The organism is Pseudarthrobacter woesei (assembly GCF_055412745.1).
The window spans coordinates 12,873-28,711 of record NZ_JBVAYU010000011.1 but is presented as its reverse complement, the minus strand read 5'-3'; the positions used below and the strand labels follow the sequence as shown (position 1 = coordinate 28,711).

Annotated in this window: 13 protein-coding genes; 5 read left to right on the top strand and 8 right to left on the bottom strand. The window is 67.9% G+C overall.

The features are described 5' to 3' along the window. Window positions 1–5: 5 nt before the first annotated feature. The 4 genes from ACZYZE_RS14975 to ACZYZE_RS14960 form a co-directional block, all read right to left on the bottom strand. Window positions 6–1,139, bottom strand: coding sequence for a sulfite oxidase (locus ACZYZE_RS14975; RefSeq protein WP_459319296.1), 1,134 nt, complete (start codon window positions 1,137–1,139; stop codon window positions 6–8). Between the two features lie 209 nt (window positions 1,140–1,348). Continuing rightward, window positions 1,349–2,203: an SDR family oxidoreductase gene (locus tag ACZYZE_RS14970; RefSeq protein WP_459319297.1), complete on the bottom strand. Its 855-nt coding sequence runs from the start codon at window positions 2,201–2,203 to the stop codon at window positions 1,349–1,351. Window positions 2,204–2,206: 3 nt separating this feature from the next. Next, window positions 2,207–3,211 (bottom strand): aldo/keto reductase family protein, encoded by a 1,005-nt coding sequence (locus ACZYZE_RS14965; protein WP_459319298.1) that lies wholly within the window; start codon window positions 3,209–3,211, stop codon window positions 2,207–2,209. A gap of 40 nt (window positions 3,212–3,251) precedes the next feature. After that, window positions 3,252–3,824 (bottom strand): hypothetical protein, encoded by a 573-nt coding sequence (locus tag ACZYZE_RS14960; protein WP_463908525.1) that lies wholly within the window; start codon window positions 3,822–3,824, stop codon window positions 3,252–3,254. A 228-nt stretch (window positions 3,825–4,052) separates the two neighbouring features. Here ACZYZE_RS14960 and ACZYZE_RS14955 point away from each other — a divergent pair, with 228 nt between their 5' ends. Then, complete coding sequence (locus tag ACZYZE_RS14955; RefSeq protein WP_463908524.1) at window positions 4,053–4,493, top strand: YchJ family protein; 441 nt, start codon at window positions 4,053–4,055, stop codon at window positions 4,491–4,493. Between the two features lie 12 nt (window positions 4,494–4,505). Here ACZYZE_RS14955 and ACZYZE_RS14950 read toward each other — a convergent pair whose 3' ends face one another. The 4 genes from ACZYZE_RS14950 to ACZYZE_RS14935 form a co-directional block, all read right to left on the bottom strand. Continuing rightward, complete coding sequence (locus ACZYZE_RS14950) at window positions 4,506–5,339, bottom strand: hypothetical protein (RefSeq protein WP_459319301.1); 834 nt, start codon at window positions 5,337–5,339, stop codon at window positions 4,506–4,508. A gap of 165 nt (window positions 5,340–5,504) precedes the next feature. Beyond that, a complete protein-coding gene (locus tag ACZYZE_RS14945) occupies window positions 5,505–7,520 on the bottom strand; it encodes an acyl-CoA dehydrogenase family protein (RefSeq protein WP_463908522.1) in 2,016 nt (671 codons plus the stop codon). A gap of 64 nt (window positions 7,521–7,584) precedes the next feature. Further along, window positions 7,585–7,899: a hypothetical protein gene (locus ACZYZE_RS14940; protein ID WP_463908520.1), complete on the bottom strand. Its 315-nt coding sequence runs from the start codon at window positions 7,897–7,899 to the stop codon at window positions 7,585–7,587. A 275-nt stretch (window positions 7,900–8,174) separates the two neighbouring features. Beyond that, window positions 8,175–8,573 carry a PepSY domain-containing protein gene (locus tag ACZYZE_RS14935; protein ID WP_463908518.1) on the bottom strand — a complete coding sequence of 133 codons (399 nt, stop codon included), beginning with the start codon at window positions 8,571–8,573 and terminating at the stop codon, window positions 8,175–8,177. A gap of 154 nt (window positions 8,574–8,727) precedes the next feature. On the opposite strand from ACZYZE_RS14935, the gene ACZYZE_RS14930 reads away from it, so the two are divergent. The 4 genes from ACZYZE_RS14930 (at window position 8,728) to ACZYZE_RS14915 (ending at window position 15,834) form a co-directional block, all read left to right on the top strand. Further along, a complete protein-coding gene (locus ACZYZE_RS14930) occupies window positions 8,728–10,200 on the top strand; it encodes a DUF3375 family protein (RefSeq protein WP_459319305.1) in 1,473 nt (490 codons plus the stop codon). Between the two features lie 2 nt (window positions 10,201–10,202). Beyond that, entirely contained in the window at window positions 10,203–11,057 is an 855-nt protein-coding gene (locus ACZYZE_RS14925) for a DUF4194 domain-containing protein (protein WP_463908516.1), read from the top strand. Next, the gene (locus ACZYZE_RS14920; RefSeq protein WP_459319307.1) at window positions 11,054–14,542 is read left to right on the top strand and encodes an ATP-binding protein; all 3,489 of its coding nucleotides are present in this window, start codon (window positions 11,054–11,056) and stop codon (window positions 14,540–14,542) included. Before ACZYZE_RS14925 ends, ACZYZE_RS14920 begins: the two co-directional genes overlap by 4 nt. 191 nt (window positions 14,543–14,733) lie before the next feature. Further along, complete coding sequence (locus tag ACZYZE_RS14915; protein ID WP_459319308.1) at window positions 14,734–15,834, top strand: iron-siderophore ABC transporter substrate-binding protein; 1,101 nt, start codon at window positions 14,734–14,736, stop codon at window positions 15,832–15,834. Window positions 15,835–15,839: the final 5 nt, after the last annotated feature.

The window sequence follows — 15,839 nt, the reverse complement described above, 5'->3', positions numbered from 1 at the left end:
GCCGGCTACCCGACGGTCACCCTGATCCGCTGCACCGCATTGTTGCCCATGCCCTGGTAGTTCCAAACCTGCTCAAGCGGCTGCCCGGCTCCGGACGTGTCCGTGGCACGGCACGCCAGTTCGTGTTCGCCGGCGTCGGCCACCCATGGCATCGACCACGCGCACCAGGCAAAGGGTGCCGCCGGGCGCTCCAGATGGGCCGGCGCCCACTTGCCGTCGATCCCGACCTCGACCCGCTGCACCGCGCCCTGCCCGGACCACGCCCGTCCGGTCAGCATCACCGGACCGGCAGGCAGGATCCGGCGCCGGGTGAAGAAGTCCGGGATGCCCGGCGGGACCATCAGCGAGCGGACCTTTATCCAGCTGACGGGCGTTCCGGCGTCGTCCGCGTCCTGCTGGTACCGGTACGCGACCGACTGCTGGAACCCGTCGAAGGGCTTGGTCACCACCGTGATCGAGGACAGCCACTTCACGCTCGCCATGCCGTACCAGCCCGGGACCACCAGCCGGAGCGGGTAGCCGTGCTGCGGAGGCAGTTCGGCGCCGTTCATCCGGTAGGCCAGCACAAGGTCGGGCCGAAGGGCCTCGTCGATCGGCAGGCTCCGGGCGAACTGCTGGCGCACCCCGCCCTGAATCCCTGTGTCCGCGCCGGTGAAGACCACCTCGACGGCGTCGTCATCCACGCCCGCCTGGGTCAGGAGGTAGGCGAGCGGGACGCCCGTCCACGTGGCCGTGCCGACGGCCTCGAGCACCCACGGCTGGCTCAGCGGGCGGGGCTTCAAAAGGGAGCGGCCGTTCCCGGCGCATTCCAGCGTCACCGCGACGCTGATGCTCGGGGCCCGGCGGAGCGCCCGGAGGCTCAACTCCAGCGACCGCTGAACGGCGCCGCCGATCCGCAGGTGCCAGTTGTCGGCGTCAATGTAGGGGATATCGAAGTGGTTCAGCAGGTAGTGCAGCCCAGGAGGTGTGGTGTCATTCCGAAGCGCCTCGAGCGGCATCGAGTGGTTCCGGGCGGCGAGCTGGAGTTCCTCGGCCGTCAGCAGGCCGTGGCTCGGCTCGCCGGGGTGCGGCGAGAGCTTTCCGGCCTGGCGGCGCGGGTTCTTCAGGACGGAGGAGTGCCTGGACATCTGCTTTGGCATGGCGCGCTGCGATTCTGCTCCGGACCAGCCCGGTTTTGGCCGGTGTCACCTGCCTTTAGGTCTACGCCGCGGCCCTCATGCCGTCAATACCGGGCCAGTCCGGCAGCGGGCCCTGATACATGCCGTTCTGCGGCCCGCCGGACGGGGTGCCGCCCGGGAGCTGGATCAGTTCGGCAGTGTTCTCGGCGGTGCGGCCTCCTCTCGCGCGCCTACAGCGTGTGCGACCCGGCCAGGAGCTGCGCCAGGCCCAGCGGCTCGCGTCCGGTGAGTTCGTGCACCGCCGACGTCGGCCCGGCGAGTTCCCCGGCGGCGATGGCCGTGTAGGTGCTCACCCAGGCGTCGACCTGCCACGGCGGCGCACCGTAGGAGGTCCGCGAGGCGTAGGCCTCCGTCAGCGTCTCGTTGTGGAAGGTGATGGTCCGTCCGGTGCCGGCGGTCAGGAGTGCCGCGGCCCGGGACAGCGAGATATCTTCGGGCCCGGTGAGGTTATAGGTCCGGCCCACGTGCAGGGCGGGGTCCCGGAGCACCGTCACGGCGGAGCGGGCAACGTCGGCCCGCGCGACGGCGGCCATCCCGCCGTCGCCGGCGGGGCCGCGGATGACGCCGTCATCCCCGGCCAGCAGCGGCAGGAAGTCCAGGTAGAAGTTGTCCCGCAGGAAGGTGTAGTCCATCCCGGAGGCCTTGATCCGCTCTTCCGTGGCGAAGTGGTCCCGGCCCAAGGTGAAGGTGGAATCGGGCGCGGCCCCGAAGAACGAGGTGTACACGATGTGCTGCACCCCGGCTTCCGCGGCTGCGTCGACGAAGGTGAAGTGCTGCCGCAGCCGGTCCTCGGCCTCGGCCGCGGAGACCATAAACAGTGTCCTCACGCCGACCAGCGCCGCCGCAGCCAGTACCGGATCGGCGTAGGTGAAGACCACCGGAACCGCGCCTTCCAGCTCCGGCGCCCGGGCGGCGTCGCGGACCAGCAGCCGTTGCGGGCTGCCGGCGTCGGCCAGTTGCCGGGCGACCAGCCTGCCGAGGTGCCCGGTGGAACCGGTGACCGCGAGATCCGCCAGCGCGGCCACGGCCTACGCCTCCCTTGAGGCGGGCGACTTGGTCTGCGCGGGGTCGCGCTCGGCGAGGGAGCCGATCGCAGCGTCGATCTTGTCCATGATCTCCGGGTCGAGTTTCACGCCGGCGGCCGCAGCGTTGCCCGCGATCTGCTCCGGACGGGAGGCGCCCATGATGGCCGAGGCCACGTTCTTGTTCTGCAGCACCCAGGCGATGCTCAGCTGGGCCATGGTCAGTCCGGCCTCCTCGGCGATCGGCTTGAGCTGCTGGACTCCGGTGAGGACCTCGTTGGACATCCAGCGCTCGATCATCTTCGAGCCGCCTTTGGAATCCGTGGCGCGGCTGCCCTCGGGGGCGGGCTTGCCGGGGTGGTACTTGCCGCTCAGGACGCCCTGCGCCATGGGGGACCAGACGATCTGGGACAAGCCCAGCTCTTCCGACGTCGGAACCACCTCGGCCTCGATGACCCGCCACAGCATGGAGTACTGCGGCTGGTTGGAGATCAGCTGGAAGCCCAGCTCCCTGGCGAGGGCATGGCCGTCGCGGATCTGGTTGGCGGTCCACTCGCTGACGCCGATGTAGAGCGCCTTGCCCTGCCGCACGATGTCCGCGAAAGCCTGCATGGTCTCCTCAAGCGGCGTCTCGTAGTCGTAGCGGTGGGCCTGGTACAGATCCACGTAGTCCGTCCGGAGCCGGGTCAGGGAGCCGTCGATGGCTTCCATGATGTGCTTGCGGGACAGGCCCAGGTCGTTGTGGCCCTTTGGTCCGGTGGGGCCGAACACCTTGGTGAAGATCTCCAGGGATTGCCGGCGCTCATCCTTCAATGCGTTGCCGAGGACCGTCTCCGCAGCCGTGTTGGCGTACACATCCGCGGTGTCGAAGGTGCTGATCCCGGCGTCGAGCGCTGCCCGGACGCACTGGGCGGCGATGTCGTTTTCCACCTGGGAACCGTGCGTGAGCCAGTTTCCGAAGGTGATTTCCGAAATCTTGAAGCCGCTGTTCCCGAGATACCTGAATTCCATGGGTTTCACCGTAGCGGAATTGCCTTGCCGGGGTAAGGGCTCAGCCTGCTTTGCGCTCCTGGGCCTGCGGCCCGGCTTGCGGCTTGTTCTTGGGCAGTGGAAGCAGTGGAAGCCGGCCGGGCAGGGACACCAGCGAGCCGGTATCCAGCACGGACTTGGCGGCGGGCATCGGCAGCTTCGTGAAGGCGCGCGGGACGGCACCCAGCTCGCCGTTCCGGTCCGTGGCGGACTCCACCAGCGGCCCCACTTCCGTCACATCCTGGATGGGGGTCTTGGGGCTGGGGAGGTCGCGGACCGAAACCTTGACGGCCGGTGCCGCCTCGGCCTTGGCCCTCGCGGCGGCGCGAGCATCGGCCCGCGCGACGGCGGCGGCCCACTCCGGGGACAGCGCGGGTTCCGGCTTGGCCGGTTTCGCCTTCAGCGGGACGGGCTCGGAACGGCCGCCGCCGAGGCTGCGGGCGGCGGCCATGACCATGACGGCCGCCAGCCGTCCAAGGCCGGCAATCACCAGAGTGGCGGCAAAAACGAGGAAGAGACCGAAGAACATGACGAACGCCACTACAAGGGTCGCAAAAAAAGTCAGGTTCAGGGCGATGGTCGTCGGATCTTCCATTTCACCTCTCCTGGCTGGCCGTCCATGCGCTACCGGCCGCCACAAGGTCGCCGGGTAACAGCACTCCTTAACAATACGGACTTTTCGGAACGGACGCGCGGGCCCCGCCGGTCTGGGCCAAGACGTGTTGAAGACGTTATCCCGGTGGACGCGGCGGCGCCGGTGAGGTGCGTCTATAGTCGGAAGCAGCCCTGCCGGCGTCGTCCGGTCCCGCTGGAAGGACACCTCGTGACGCACGCCGCTGACCCCAGTCCCGGGCCGTCCGGCCAGCCGGAGGCCGCCCCGTATCAAGGGAACTGCCCGTGTCTTTCGGGGGAGCAGTACGGCGGCTGCTGCGGCCGCTTCCACCGCGGCGAAGCGGAGGCGCCGACGGCGGAGCAGCTCATGCGCGCCCGCTACAGCGCCTTCGTGGTGCTCGACCCCGCCTACTTGCTGCGGACCTGGCACCCGGACACCCGGCCCGCCGAGCTGGAGCTGGATCCGGCCATGCAGTGGCGCCGGCTGGACATCGTCTCCACCAGTCGCGGCGGACCGCTGGACACCGAAGGAACCGTTGAGTTTAAGGCCCATTTCCGGCATGCCGGCGAACGTGGAGTCCACCATGAGACCAGCCGCTTCCTGCGGGCCGGCCGCCGCTGGCGCTACCTGAACGCCGTCGAACTGCGCTGAGAGGCGGCCGGCTTAGCGCTCCTCAGCCGCTTCCGCCGGCGTGAACCCGGCGCGGTCCACCTTTCGGTGGAAGCGCATGCCGGCGAGGCCGCCGAGTACGGCACCGACGAGCGCGACTCCGGCGACCACCACGGCGGCGATGATGCTCGTTGTGGTCAGCTGGCCCTCGTTGACCGGGATCCGCGGGAAGCTGTTCAGGTTGGCCAGGATGTTGTACCGCTGTCCTGCCACGAGGCCGAGGATGGCGACCACGATCGCGGCGGCGATGGCCCAGACCCAGACCATGAAACCCTGCCTGGCGCCGTTGAAGCGGGCCATCCGGCCGGCGACGTAGCCGCCGCAGTAGTAGGACACCAGCAGGATCCCCAGCAGCACGATGATGCCGACCAGCCCCACCGTCTGGTCGCCGGAATTGACCGCCGCGTTGACGTCGGTGTTGGTGGCGAGTCCGACGGCGGTGCCGGCGGCCGCCACCAGCGCGGTCAGCAGCACCGCCATGCCGGTGGCGGCAAGCCAGCCGAAGAAGGCGGAGCCGATCTTGATGCCGCCGAACTGCTCCTTCTCGCGGGCCACGACGGTCTCGCGGGTGGGCACCTCTTCGACCGCAGCGTCATGGCCTGCTTCATCGTGGCGGACAGCGGTCACCGGCTGGGCCCGGGTCGGTTCAGCGGTGACCGCCTCGTGGGTCCGGGTGGTTGCCGCGGCGTCGGCCGGGATAGCGCGCGTGTCAGTGGCGCCGGCGGCGTCCTGACGCGCGTCGTGGATCCGGGCTTCATGATTGACGGCCCCTTCCTCGTCGCGGGCGCGTCGAGGCGTTCGATCTTCGGGGCCTGCTGTGCTGCTCATGAGGACTGCTCACTTTCACTGATTGACCCGCGCTCATTGTTTGAACCGGGCACCGCAAGGCGGCGACCTGCGCGGAGGTCTCGTCTCCACTTAACCACGGGCAGTACCCGGTAGCAAGGATGCTTACTATTCAGTTCCCGCGGCAGCGTGGCGGTCAGGCCGGGCTCAGCGGTATTTGCGGTGCAGATTCTCCTTCACGGAAGCGCGCGGACTGGCGTCGGCAATCCACGGCCCGGTGCCCTCGGACTGGTCCAGGACGCCCTCTTCAAGCCACTCGTAGTCCCCGGCGAGGACCTTGCCGGAGAGGACGTGGTCGCCGTCGTCCGTGTTCCGCCACAGCTGGTCGAAGTATTCGTCCACCCGCACGCGGGCCTGCTCGCAGTATGCTTCGGCGAGCTCGTAGGCGGACGCGCCCCGTTCCGGCGAGGTGCGCAGCAGCATCTCGGCCCGGGAGCAGCAGGCAGCCATGGCGAACAGCTCGGCGCCGATGTCCACGATCCGGCCCAGGAACGCCTGCTTGTGCTCCAGCTTCGCCTGCCAGCGCCCCATTCCGTAGAAGGTCTGCCGTGCCAGCCGCCGCGAGGACCGTTCGACGAAGCGCAGTTGCTTGGCCAGCCGGCCGAAGTCGCTGTAGGAACGCGGATCCATGCCCGCACCGGCGACGAGCCTGGGCAGCCACTTTGCATAGAACCCGGAGGCCCCGACGGCGGCCCTGGCCTTGTCGGACAGGCTGGCGTCCTCGGAGGCGAGGTCGCCGGCGGCCGCGAGGTGTGCGTCCACGGCTTCGCGGGCGATCAGCAGCTTCATGATTTCCGAGGACCCCTCGAAGATCCGGTTGATCCGGAGGTCGCGGAGCTGCTGTTCGGCGGGGACGGCACGCTCGCCGCGGGCCTCAAGTGAGTCCGCCGTCTCGAAGCCGCGGCCGCCGCGGATCTGCACCAGTTCGTCGGCGATCCGGCAGCTGATCTCGGTGGACCACAGCTTCGCGAGGGCCGCCTCGATCCGGACGTCCTTCTGCCCGGCGTCGGCCATTTCCGCGGAGAGCTCGAACACGGCGTCCAGGGCGAAGGCGCTCGCGGCGATGAAGGCGATCTTCTTGCCCACGGCCTCGTGCTTGCCGACCGGCCGGCCCCACTGCGTGCGGGCGTTGGACCATTCACGGGCGATCTTCAGGCTCCACCGTCCGGAGGCGACGCAGAGCGCGGGGATCGAGAGCCGGCCGGTGTTGAGCGTGGTGAGGGCGATCTTCAGGCCCTGTCCTTCGCGGCCCAGCCGGTTGGCGGCGGGCACCCTGACCTGGTGGAAGCGGGTGACGCCGTTTTCGATGCCGCGCAGCCCCATAAAGGAGTTGCGGTTTTCCACCGTGATGCCGGGGGAGGCCATCTCGACGACGAAGGCGCTGATGCCGCCCCTGTGCACCGTTCCGTCCGCGCCGGTGCGGGCCGGCACCAGGGCCATAACGACGACGAGCTCGGCGATCACGCCGTTGGTCGTCCAGAGCTTCACACCGTCCAGGATGTACCACTGGCCGTCGTCCGAGGGGACGGCGGTGGCGCCCATCCGGGCGGGGTCGCTGCCGACGTCGGGTTCGGTCAGCAGGAAGGCCGTGATGGCTCCGGCGGCGCAACGCGGCAGGTACTCCTGCTTCTGCTCGGGTGTGCCGAACACTTTGACCGGTTCAGGGACGCCGATGGACTGGTGGGCGGAGAGCAAGGCGCCGAGGCTGGGATGCACCGAGCCCAGCAGCGCCAGCGCCCGGCCGTAGTAGACCAGAGTCAGGCCGAGACCGCCGTATTCGCGGGGGATCTTCATGCCAAAGACGCCCAGCTCCGCCAGCCCCTTGAGGTATTCGTCCGGGATCAGGGAGTCGCGCTCAATGGTTCGCCCGGACATGGTGCGGCAGTAGGCGGTAAGTCGCGCCATGAACGCTTCGCCGCGTTCGACGTCGTCCGCCGGGGCCTCCGGCCAAGGGTGGATCAGGCTGAGGTCGAAACTGCCGAGGTACAGGCCCTTGGCGAAACTGGGCCTGTCCCACGTCGTGTCGCGGGCGGCTTCGGTGATGGCCCGGGCGTCGGCCGCGGTGGCCCCGGGGCCGATCGCTTCAGCAGGGACGGGAACGTCTGCGGCGGGGCTGTCGGTAGCTGGATTTTCGGTGGCTGGATTCTCGACGGCGGAGCTCACGGGGCATCTCCTCTAACCGGGGTTACCGGCTCGAGCCCTGGATCCGCCGTGGGTGGAGGACCCTTCAGCTGTCCCGCAATACTACCCGCGGGTAGGTGCCGGTACTAGGGGCTGGCTGCGCAATGAATTCGGCGGCGAAGTCACCCGGCAGCTCCACGGTCGAGGCGTGGTGGACCAGCCGGTCCCAGGCATGGTTGATGCCGTGGACTAGTCCCAGGAAGATGCTGGCCGCGATGAACCAGGCGAGGCGGCCGACGCCGACCAGCACCAGGGCGGCGAATGACGCCGTCATCATAAAGAGGGTGATTATCAGGGCAAACACGAGTGTTCCAATGAACACCATGGTTCCCGTTTCCACTGCGCTTAGGTCGAACTGCATTCTTCCCCCTGCACCATTGCTCCGGCTGAATCAGTAGCCCGAGCGTAGGGTGCAGGACACGCGGTCAACCAGAGTCCGGAGGCCGTGCCGGGCTCTTGATACGGGATTGAAATGCTACCGGAGCGTAGGTCACGGGGCGGTTGCGGAAAGCGCACTTTCTCCGCGCCCGGGCCGGTAAAAAAGGCGGCCTGAATCTCAACACGGGGTCACCTACAGCCGATGTCAGGGCCCGTGACGGGCCGGATCTGACCCCGCGTTGCGATTCGGTGGCGCGTTCAGTCGTCGTCGAACTCGGGGGCGGCCTGGCTGAGGACCTGGAAGTCCGCACCGACCTGGACCTCGACCTCGGAGCCGTTGTCCAGACGGATCTCCACCTCGTAGGCGGCTCCGCCGTCGTTCTCCCGCTCCACTTCGGCCACCCTGCCCTGCCCGACCTTGGCGAGGGCGGCGTTGGCGGCACTGTCGCTGTCCTCGACAGTCAGCGCCGGCAGATTGGAATCGTCGTCCCGCTCGGGCCCGCCGCCGCCGGCCACCTGGAACGAGCGGTCAAGGCTGACCCCGGGGCTGACCCCGGGACCGCTGGACTGGGTGCCGGCCGCGACCGCCACGGTCGCGCCGCCCAGAACCACCGCCGCAGCCGCCACCCCCGTGATCAATACCGCTTTTTTACGCATGACAAAAACTCCTCTCATGTGATGTATACAGTGTGCTCCTGCGGCGGGAGGCATTCAACGCCTAATCCTTTCGGGGCCTGAGTTAACCTTGTAGCTGGCAGTTTTCCGTATCCGCTGCCCGACCAACATCCCCGAGGCAGCTCAAGGAGAATGTGTGTCCCGCTCCGCCCAGTCCTCGGCCGACGCCATCAGCGCCCGGCTCCGGGACCTCGAAGTCCTCACCAAGGGCCCGGCCTGGGCGCTCACCCGCTCGGCTCCGTGGGTGATCGCCGTGCTGCAGGCCTCCTTTACCCGCACCCGGCCGCAGCTTCCGCTGGAACAGTTCCATGCCGACGTCGACGCCTTCCTTGAGCAGCTCCGCCGCCGGACACCCGGGACGGGAGATGAACAGGGCGGCTCCGGCAACGGCGCGCCCTCCGGTAAGAAGTATGCGGACGAGTGGACGCGCAAGAACTTCCTGACCCGCCGCAACCAGTCCGGCCGGATCGTCTACGAAGTCACCGAACCCGCGGCCCGGGTTCTCGCCTTCCTCGACAGCCTCTCCAGCGAACGCTCCACGCTTAACGGTTCCCGGCTCGGCACGCTGCTGGGCGACGTCGAAAAGCTCGCGAACGAGACCAACCCGGACCAGAGCGCCCGGCTCGAATCCCTTGAAGAGGAGATCGGCGAACGGCGCCAGCTGATCGAGGACATCAGCTCCGGGGGCTTTGACGGCCTGCTCGACGACGACGAGGCGGTGGAGGCTGCCGGCAACATCCTGGACCTCGCCGCAAGCCTGCCCGCGGACTACAAGAAGATGCGTGACCGGATCGAGGAGTTGGTGGGCGGGCTTCGCAACCAGATCATCGAGGAGTCCCTGAGCAAGGGTGCCACCATGGCCCAGGTGCTGGAGGCGGACAAACGTCTCCGGCAGAGTCCGGAGGGCAGGACCTTCCGCTCCTTCACGGCGTTCCTGGAAGACCCGCAGCAGCAGGTGCGCTTCCGTTCGGCGATCGGCGAGGTGCTGAGCCGGCAGTTCGCGGACGACCTCCGTCATGAGGAACGCGAAACGCTGAAGAACCTCGTGGCGGAACTGCGCACCCAGCATAGCCAGATTCAGCGGATCTACGGCAAGCTCAGCGAAAGCCTGAACACCTACGTCCAGAGCGACGACTTCCGCCAGTCCGTGCGGCTCCGCAAAGTCCTCCGCGAGGCCGAACAGGCCATCCGTTCCCTGCCCTACGAGCGGGAACGCGCCGGCCTGGTCCGCGGCCCGGAGTTGTTCAACGCAGGCTTTGAGTCCTTGGCTATGGTCAAGCTCTTCGACCCGGACGAGTTCGCGGCCCCGCCCAAGCTCGCCGACCCCATCGCCTTCAGCGACTCGGACCGGGTTCGCTCGCCGCGGACCGGCAAAGCCCGGCCGGAGTCCATCCGGGCCGCGTTCGCCGGCGCCGCCACCTTCGCCGAAGCCTGGGAGCAGCTGCCCGCCGGGGAACGCCACATCAACTCCATCCGTGCCCTGCTTTCGCACGCCCTGCACTCTGGGGCCGGCTTTGACCGCGAGGCCTGGGACACCATCGACTTCGAACAGATCGACGGCACCACGCGCACCGCGTACCTGCCGGTCGTCACGCTCAAGAAGGACTGAAGATGACCGAACTTTCCCACGAAGCGCATGATGCGCCGGCCCACGTCTATTCGGACCCCTTCACCGTCACCCCGCGGGATACCTTCGTCGACGGCGCTGCGCTCTTCCCGGGCGATACCGGTGTACTCCCGATGAAGGTCCGCCAGGCGCTCGTGAAGCTCCTCAAGGGCCCGTACGTCGACGGCGGCCGTGACGAAAAGCTTTGGACCACGCTGCTGGACAACCAGTTGATCCTGCGCAGCCGCCTGTCAGAGCTCTTCCTCACCCTGCAGCTGGACCACGAACGCAAAGTGGCAGTTCTGCGCCCGGTCGACCCCGAGGCGATCGGCGGCAGCACCCGCTCCAGCATCCTGCGCCAGCAGCGCGCCCTGAGCCGGGTCGAAACAATCGTGCTGCTGCGCCTGCGCCTGCTGCTGGACCGCCACGTTACAGCCCAGACGGAACCCACGATCACGAGGGAGGGAATCGCCGAACTCGTCGCCCACTATCAGCCCGCCGGCCAACAGGATGCCCTGCGCGATTCCGACGTTGTGAGCCGCGCCATCACCAAGCTCCTGGCCCGCCAGCTCCTCATCACCACCGGCCTGGACGAGGTCTACACGATCTCCAACGCCCTCCCGCTGGCCCTGCCCTTCGAAAACATCGGAGACATCCCGGCCCAGATCGAAGCCCTGGTAGCCGCCGCCACGGACCAGTCCGGAACAGAACCCCTTCTGGAGCTCGACGCCGACTCAGCGACTCCTGTGGACGACGACACTGATGAGGACGACTCTGAAGGGGCGCGGGCGGCATCGCCGTCGTCGTCCAACGCAACCACAACTGACGCAACCACGGACGCTAACGGAGAGACCAAGTGAGCATCGCGACCATGCTCCCGATGGGCGAGCTCACCAACCCGGGCCAGATGCGCCTCGCCCTCGTCCAGGTGGTCAACTGGGGCACCTTCCATGGCGCCCACACCATGCACGTGGACCGCAACGGCACCCTGCTGACGGGCAATTCCGGGGTCGGCAAGTCCACGCTGTTCGATGCGATGCTGCGGGTCTTCGATGCCCGGCCGCGCTCCAACGAAGCGGCGGCCCAGCGTGCCGGCGGCGCGGTGGAGGACAAGCGGACCACGTTTACGTACATGCGCGGCAAGGTGGGGGACAAAGCCGTCGGCGAGGGCTCGGCGAGTGCCTTCCAGCGCCCCGGCGCGACCTGGTCCGCAGTCGCCCTGACCTTCGATAACGCCGCCGGCACCCGCGTGACCGTTTCGGCGCTGTTCGACCTGCCCAAGAACGGCACGGAATCCAGCGTCGGCCGGTACTACCTGATCGACAACAAGCCGCTGGACCTCACGGCCATCGAGGGCATCGCGGAGAAGCGGTTCACCAAGTCGGCCCTGGACACGATCTTCCCGGACGCCCAGACCTTCGACGTCCACAAGGCGTTCGCGGAACGCTTCCGCCGCCTGCTGGGCATCAATTCTGACCAGGCACTCCCGCTGCTGCGCGTCATCCAGGCCGGCAAGGGTCTCGGCGGCAGCGTCAACACCTTCTTCCGCGACCAGGTCCTGGACGCTCCCGCCACGCTGTCCGCGGCGGATGACGTCGTCGAGGAATTCAGCAACCTGATGTCCATCCGGCAGCGCCTGGAAGACGTCCGGCAGCAGCGCGACCAGCTGGCCCCGGTGCCCGGCCTGAACAAGGAGTACGCCCAGTCCCTGCTCGACGCCAACCGGCTCCGGGACCTCGCGGGCGAGGAGTTCGAGGCCTTTAAGCAGCAACTGGCCGTCACCGTCCACGAGAAAACGCTCGCCCGGTTCAAGGACCTCGCGCAGGCGAAGGCCAAGGAACTCGGCGCCGAACGCGGCATCCGGGACGGCCTGGCCGGGGAGCTCCGCCAGCTCGAGGCGGACTACAACAACCAGGGCGGCAACGCGATCTCGGCCATCGAGCAGTCGCTGGAAAACGCGCGGGTGGGGCTCAAGCTCCGCGAACAGGTGGAGGAATCTGCCCGCAAGGCGCTGTCCGACGCCGGCCTGGAGCTTCAGTGGACCACGGCCGGCTGGGAACGGGCGCATGAACACGCCGCCGCGCGCTCGGCGGCGCTGAAGGACGATTCGGAGGCGCTCAAGGAGCTCCGCTTCGAGGCCTTCGACGGCCACGCCACCAGGAAGCGCGAGCTCGCCGCAGCCCAGCAGGAGCTCCTCTCGCTGAAGACGCGCAAGTCCCTGCTGCCGCCGTCGAGCATTGAAAACCGCAGCGCCATCTCCGCCGCCACCGGTGTTCCCGAGGAGCACATGCCCTTCGGCGGCGAGCTGATCGACCTCGCCGAGGGCCAGGAACAGTGGCGGCCGGCCGCCGAGCGTGCGCTGCGCGGCCTTGCGACAACGCTGCTGGTTCCCGGCGAGCACTTTGCCGCCGTCACCCGGTACCTCAACGACCATTCGGTCCGCGGTGCACTGCGCGCGGTGGACGTCGCCAAGCCGCTTGCCGGCGGTGCGCTGGCGGTGGAGGACGCGGCCGACGGCGATCTGCTGGGGAAGCTGGACATCCTCACCATGGGACCCGGCGCCGAGGCAGGCAGGTGGATCCGCGAGCGGATTGCCCTCGACTTCGCGTTCCCGTGCGTCGATGATCCGGATGAGCTGGCCCGGCTGGACAAGGGCCTGAGCCTGGGCGGTGTGGTCAAGCGCAACCGCCACACGGTGGAAAAGGACGACCGGTTCACGTCCCGGCAGGACTACGTCCTCGGCTTCGACAACGCCTCGAAGCGTGAACTCGTGGCCGGGCGGGTCGAGGACCTGCAGCAGGAACTGGCCAAGGCCGCCGAGCTGGCGCAGAGCCGCGAAGAGTCGCACCAAGGCATGAGCCGGCAGCTCGAGGCACTGCGTCGTGTGGCCGACGACCATCGGTCCTGGGAGCAGGTCTCGGCCGCCGTGGCCTCGGACGAGCTCGCCCGGATCGAGCAGCGGCTCAAGGATGCCCTCGCCGCGCAGGCCGACCTCGAACCGCTGCGCGCCAAGACCGAGGCCGCCCGTCACAGGCACCAGTCAAGCACCGAGGCCGCGGCCGTGCTGCAGAGCGAGTACAAGGCCCTTGATTCGCAGCTGACCAGCGCCGATGCCCTGTTGGACGCCGCGCGCACCCGCCTGGCGCAGTCGCCGCCGTCGGACGCCACAGTCTCCGCGCTGGAACCGTACTTCACGGACTTCGGCGGTGTCCTCGAAATGTACGAGCTGGACAACCTCGCCAACCAGGTGCGGACCCGGCTCCTCGCCGAGCTGCACGCCGCCGAATCCCGCGGCCAGGCCACCTCCGAGCGGCTCACCCGCATCTTCGAGGGCTTCGTCCGCGAATGGGGCACGGCGATTTCCGCAGACCACGGCACCTCGATCGGTGCCGCGGGCGAGTTCGAATCCCGCTACCACGCGATTGTCAGCGACGGGCTTCCCGCGCAGGAGGCCGAATTCCGGCAGTTCTTCAACCAGCGCACGCACGAATCCTTCAGCACGCTGCTGCACCTGCTGGACGAGGAACGCCGTTCGATCACCAGCCGCATCCTTCCGCTCAACGGGATCCTGTCCGGGGTCAATTTCCACGAGGGCAGCTTCCTGGAACTCGACATCAAGCAGACCCTGCCGGCCACGGCCAAGCAGTTCAAGGACGCCATCCAGAACGCGCTGAAGGTCCGGCACACCCGGCCGGGCAAGGCCGCCGCTTCCGTTGCCGCTTCCGTTTCCGGGACGGAAATCGACGACGACGCGGAGCTCACCAACCGCTACAAGTCGCTCGAAACGCTCGTGAAGCGGCTCGGCTCGCAGACTCCCGAGGACCGGCGCTGGCGTTCCGAAGTGCTGGATGTCCGTGGGCACCTCTTCGTCCAGTGCAAGGAGCACCGCGAGGTCCAGGGCTCCGGGTCCAGGGGGTCAGGAAAGGGCGGCCGCCGGAAGACCGAGGTCTATATGCACGCGGACACCGGCTCGATGTCCGGCGGCGAGCGGCAGCGCTTCACGGCGTTCATCATGGCCGCGGCGCTGAGCTACCAGCTGGGCATCGCCGAACAGGGATTCACGACCTACGGCACCGTGATGATGGATGAGGCCTTCGTGCTGGCCTCGGAGGAGTTCGCCGGTGCCGGAATCAAGGCGCTGCACGAGTTCGGCTTCCAGCTGCTCCTGGCCGCGCCGGAGAACGTGATCGACCTGTCCCGGCACCTCGGCTCGGTCACCGAGATCCTGCGGGACAAGCGCACCAACCGCTCCGGCGTGCTCACCGCCCCCGTGATCGGGCCCCATCCGGGGTCCGTGGGAACGTGGCGGTCCGAGGCCAACCCGGTGGACATCGTGCTCCGCTGACCCGATAGACCGCAACGCGGGGTCACTTCGCGCCCATAATCCCCACCGGGATAGGCCGTAAGTGACTCCGCGTTGCAGGTAGTCAAGGGAGAGGCGCGGCCGCCGCACAATTACGTTACGGAAGGTTTGCTTAATTCATAGAAGGATAGGCTAGCCTTACTTAGGTTCGCATCATTGACCTAAGGAATCCCATGCATCTCCCCGCCCAGAGCGAGACACTTCGCACCGTGCCCAGACGTCACTTCCTACGTGCCACCGGGCAGGCAGTTGCCGTCCTGGCCGCCGTCGCGCTCTCCCTGAGTGCCTGCTCCACCGGCCCGGCAAGCTCGACGGCGGCCGACGCGCCCAGCCAGTCCGCCAGCTCCGCCTTCCCGGTGACCATCAAGCACGTCTTCGGCGAGACGACCATCAAGGAACAGCCCAAACGCGTCGTCACCGTCTCCTGGGTCAACGACGACGTTGCGATCGCACTCGGAGTCGTCCCGGTCGGCGTCCCCAAGAACGAGTGGGGCGGCAATGACCAGGGCTCCACACCGTGGAAGGACGCCGCTCTCGGAAAGCTCGGCGCCGGCATCGGTTCGGCGAAGGCCCCGGTCAAGTTCTCCGAGGCGGACGGCATCAACTTCACCGAGATCGCCAAGCTCAACCCAGACGTCATCCTCGGCGCCTACTCCGGCCTGAAGGAAGAGGACTACAAAAAGCTCAGTGAAATCGCGCCGGTAGTGGCCCACCCCGAGGTCGCCTACGGAACCTCATGGCAGGATTCCACGTCCATCATCGGAAAGGCCCTCGGCAAGGAAGCCGAAGCGACCAAGCTTGTCGCGGACACCGAGGCCACCATTAAGGACAAGGTCGCCAAATACCCGCAGCTCGCCGGAAAGTCCTACATCTACGGCAATCTGGATCCGGCTGCCACGGAGAAGATCGGCCTCTACACCGCCAACGACAACCGGCCGCGGTTCCTCAGCGCCATCGGGATGAAGCTGGCGCCCGTAGTGGAGGCCAACTCGAAGGGCTCCAAGGAGTTCTACATCCCCTGGTCCGCCGAGAAGGCCAACGAGCTCGAATCGGACGTCTTCGTGACCTGGGTTGCCGACGCCGACGCCGCGATAGCCGTCAAGGCCGACCCGCTGATGGCCCAGATCCCGGCCATCAAGCGTGGCGCCCTGGTCTCCGATCCGGACAACACCCTCACTCTGTCCATCTCCGCCTCCTCACCGCTGAGCCTGCCCTGGTCGCTGGACACCTTCCTGCCCCAGCTGGCCGCCGCCGCGGACAAAGCAGCCAAGTAGTCACC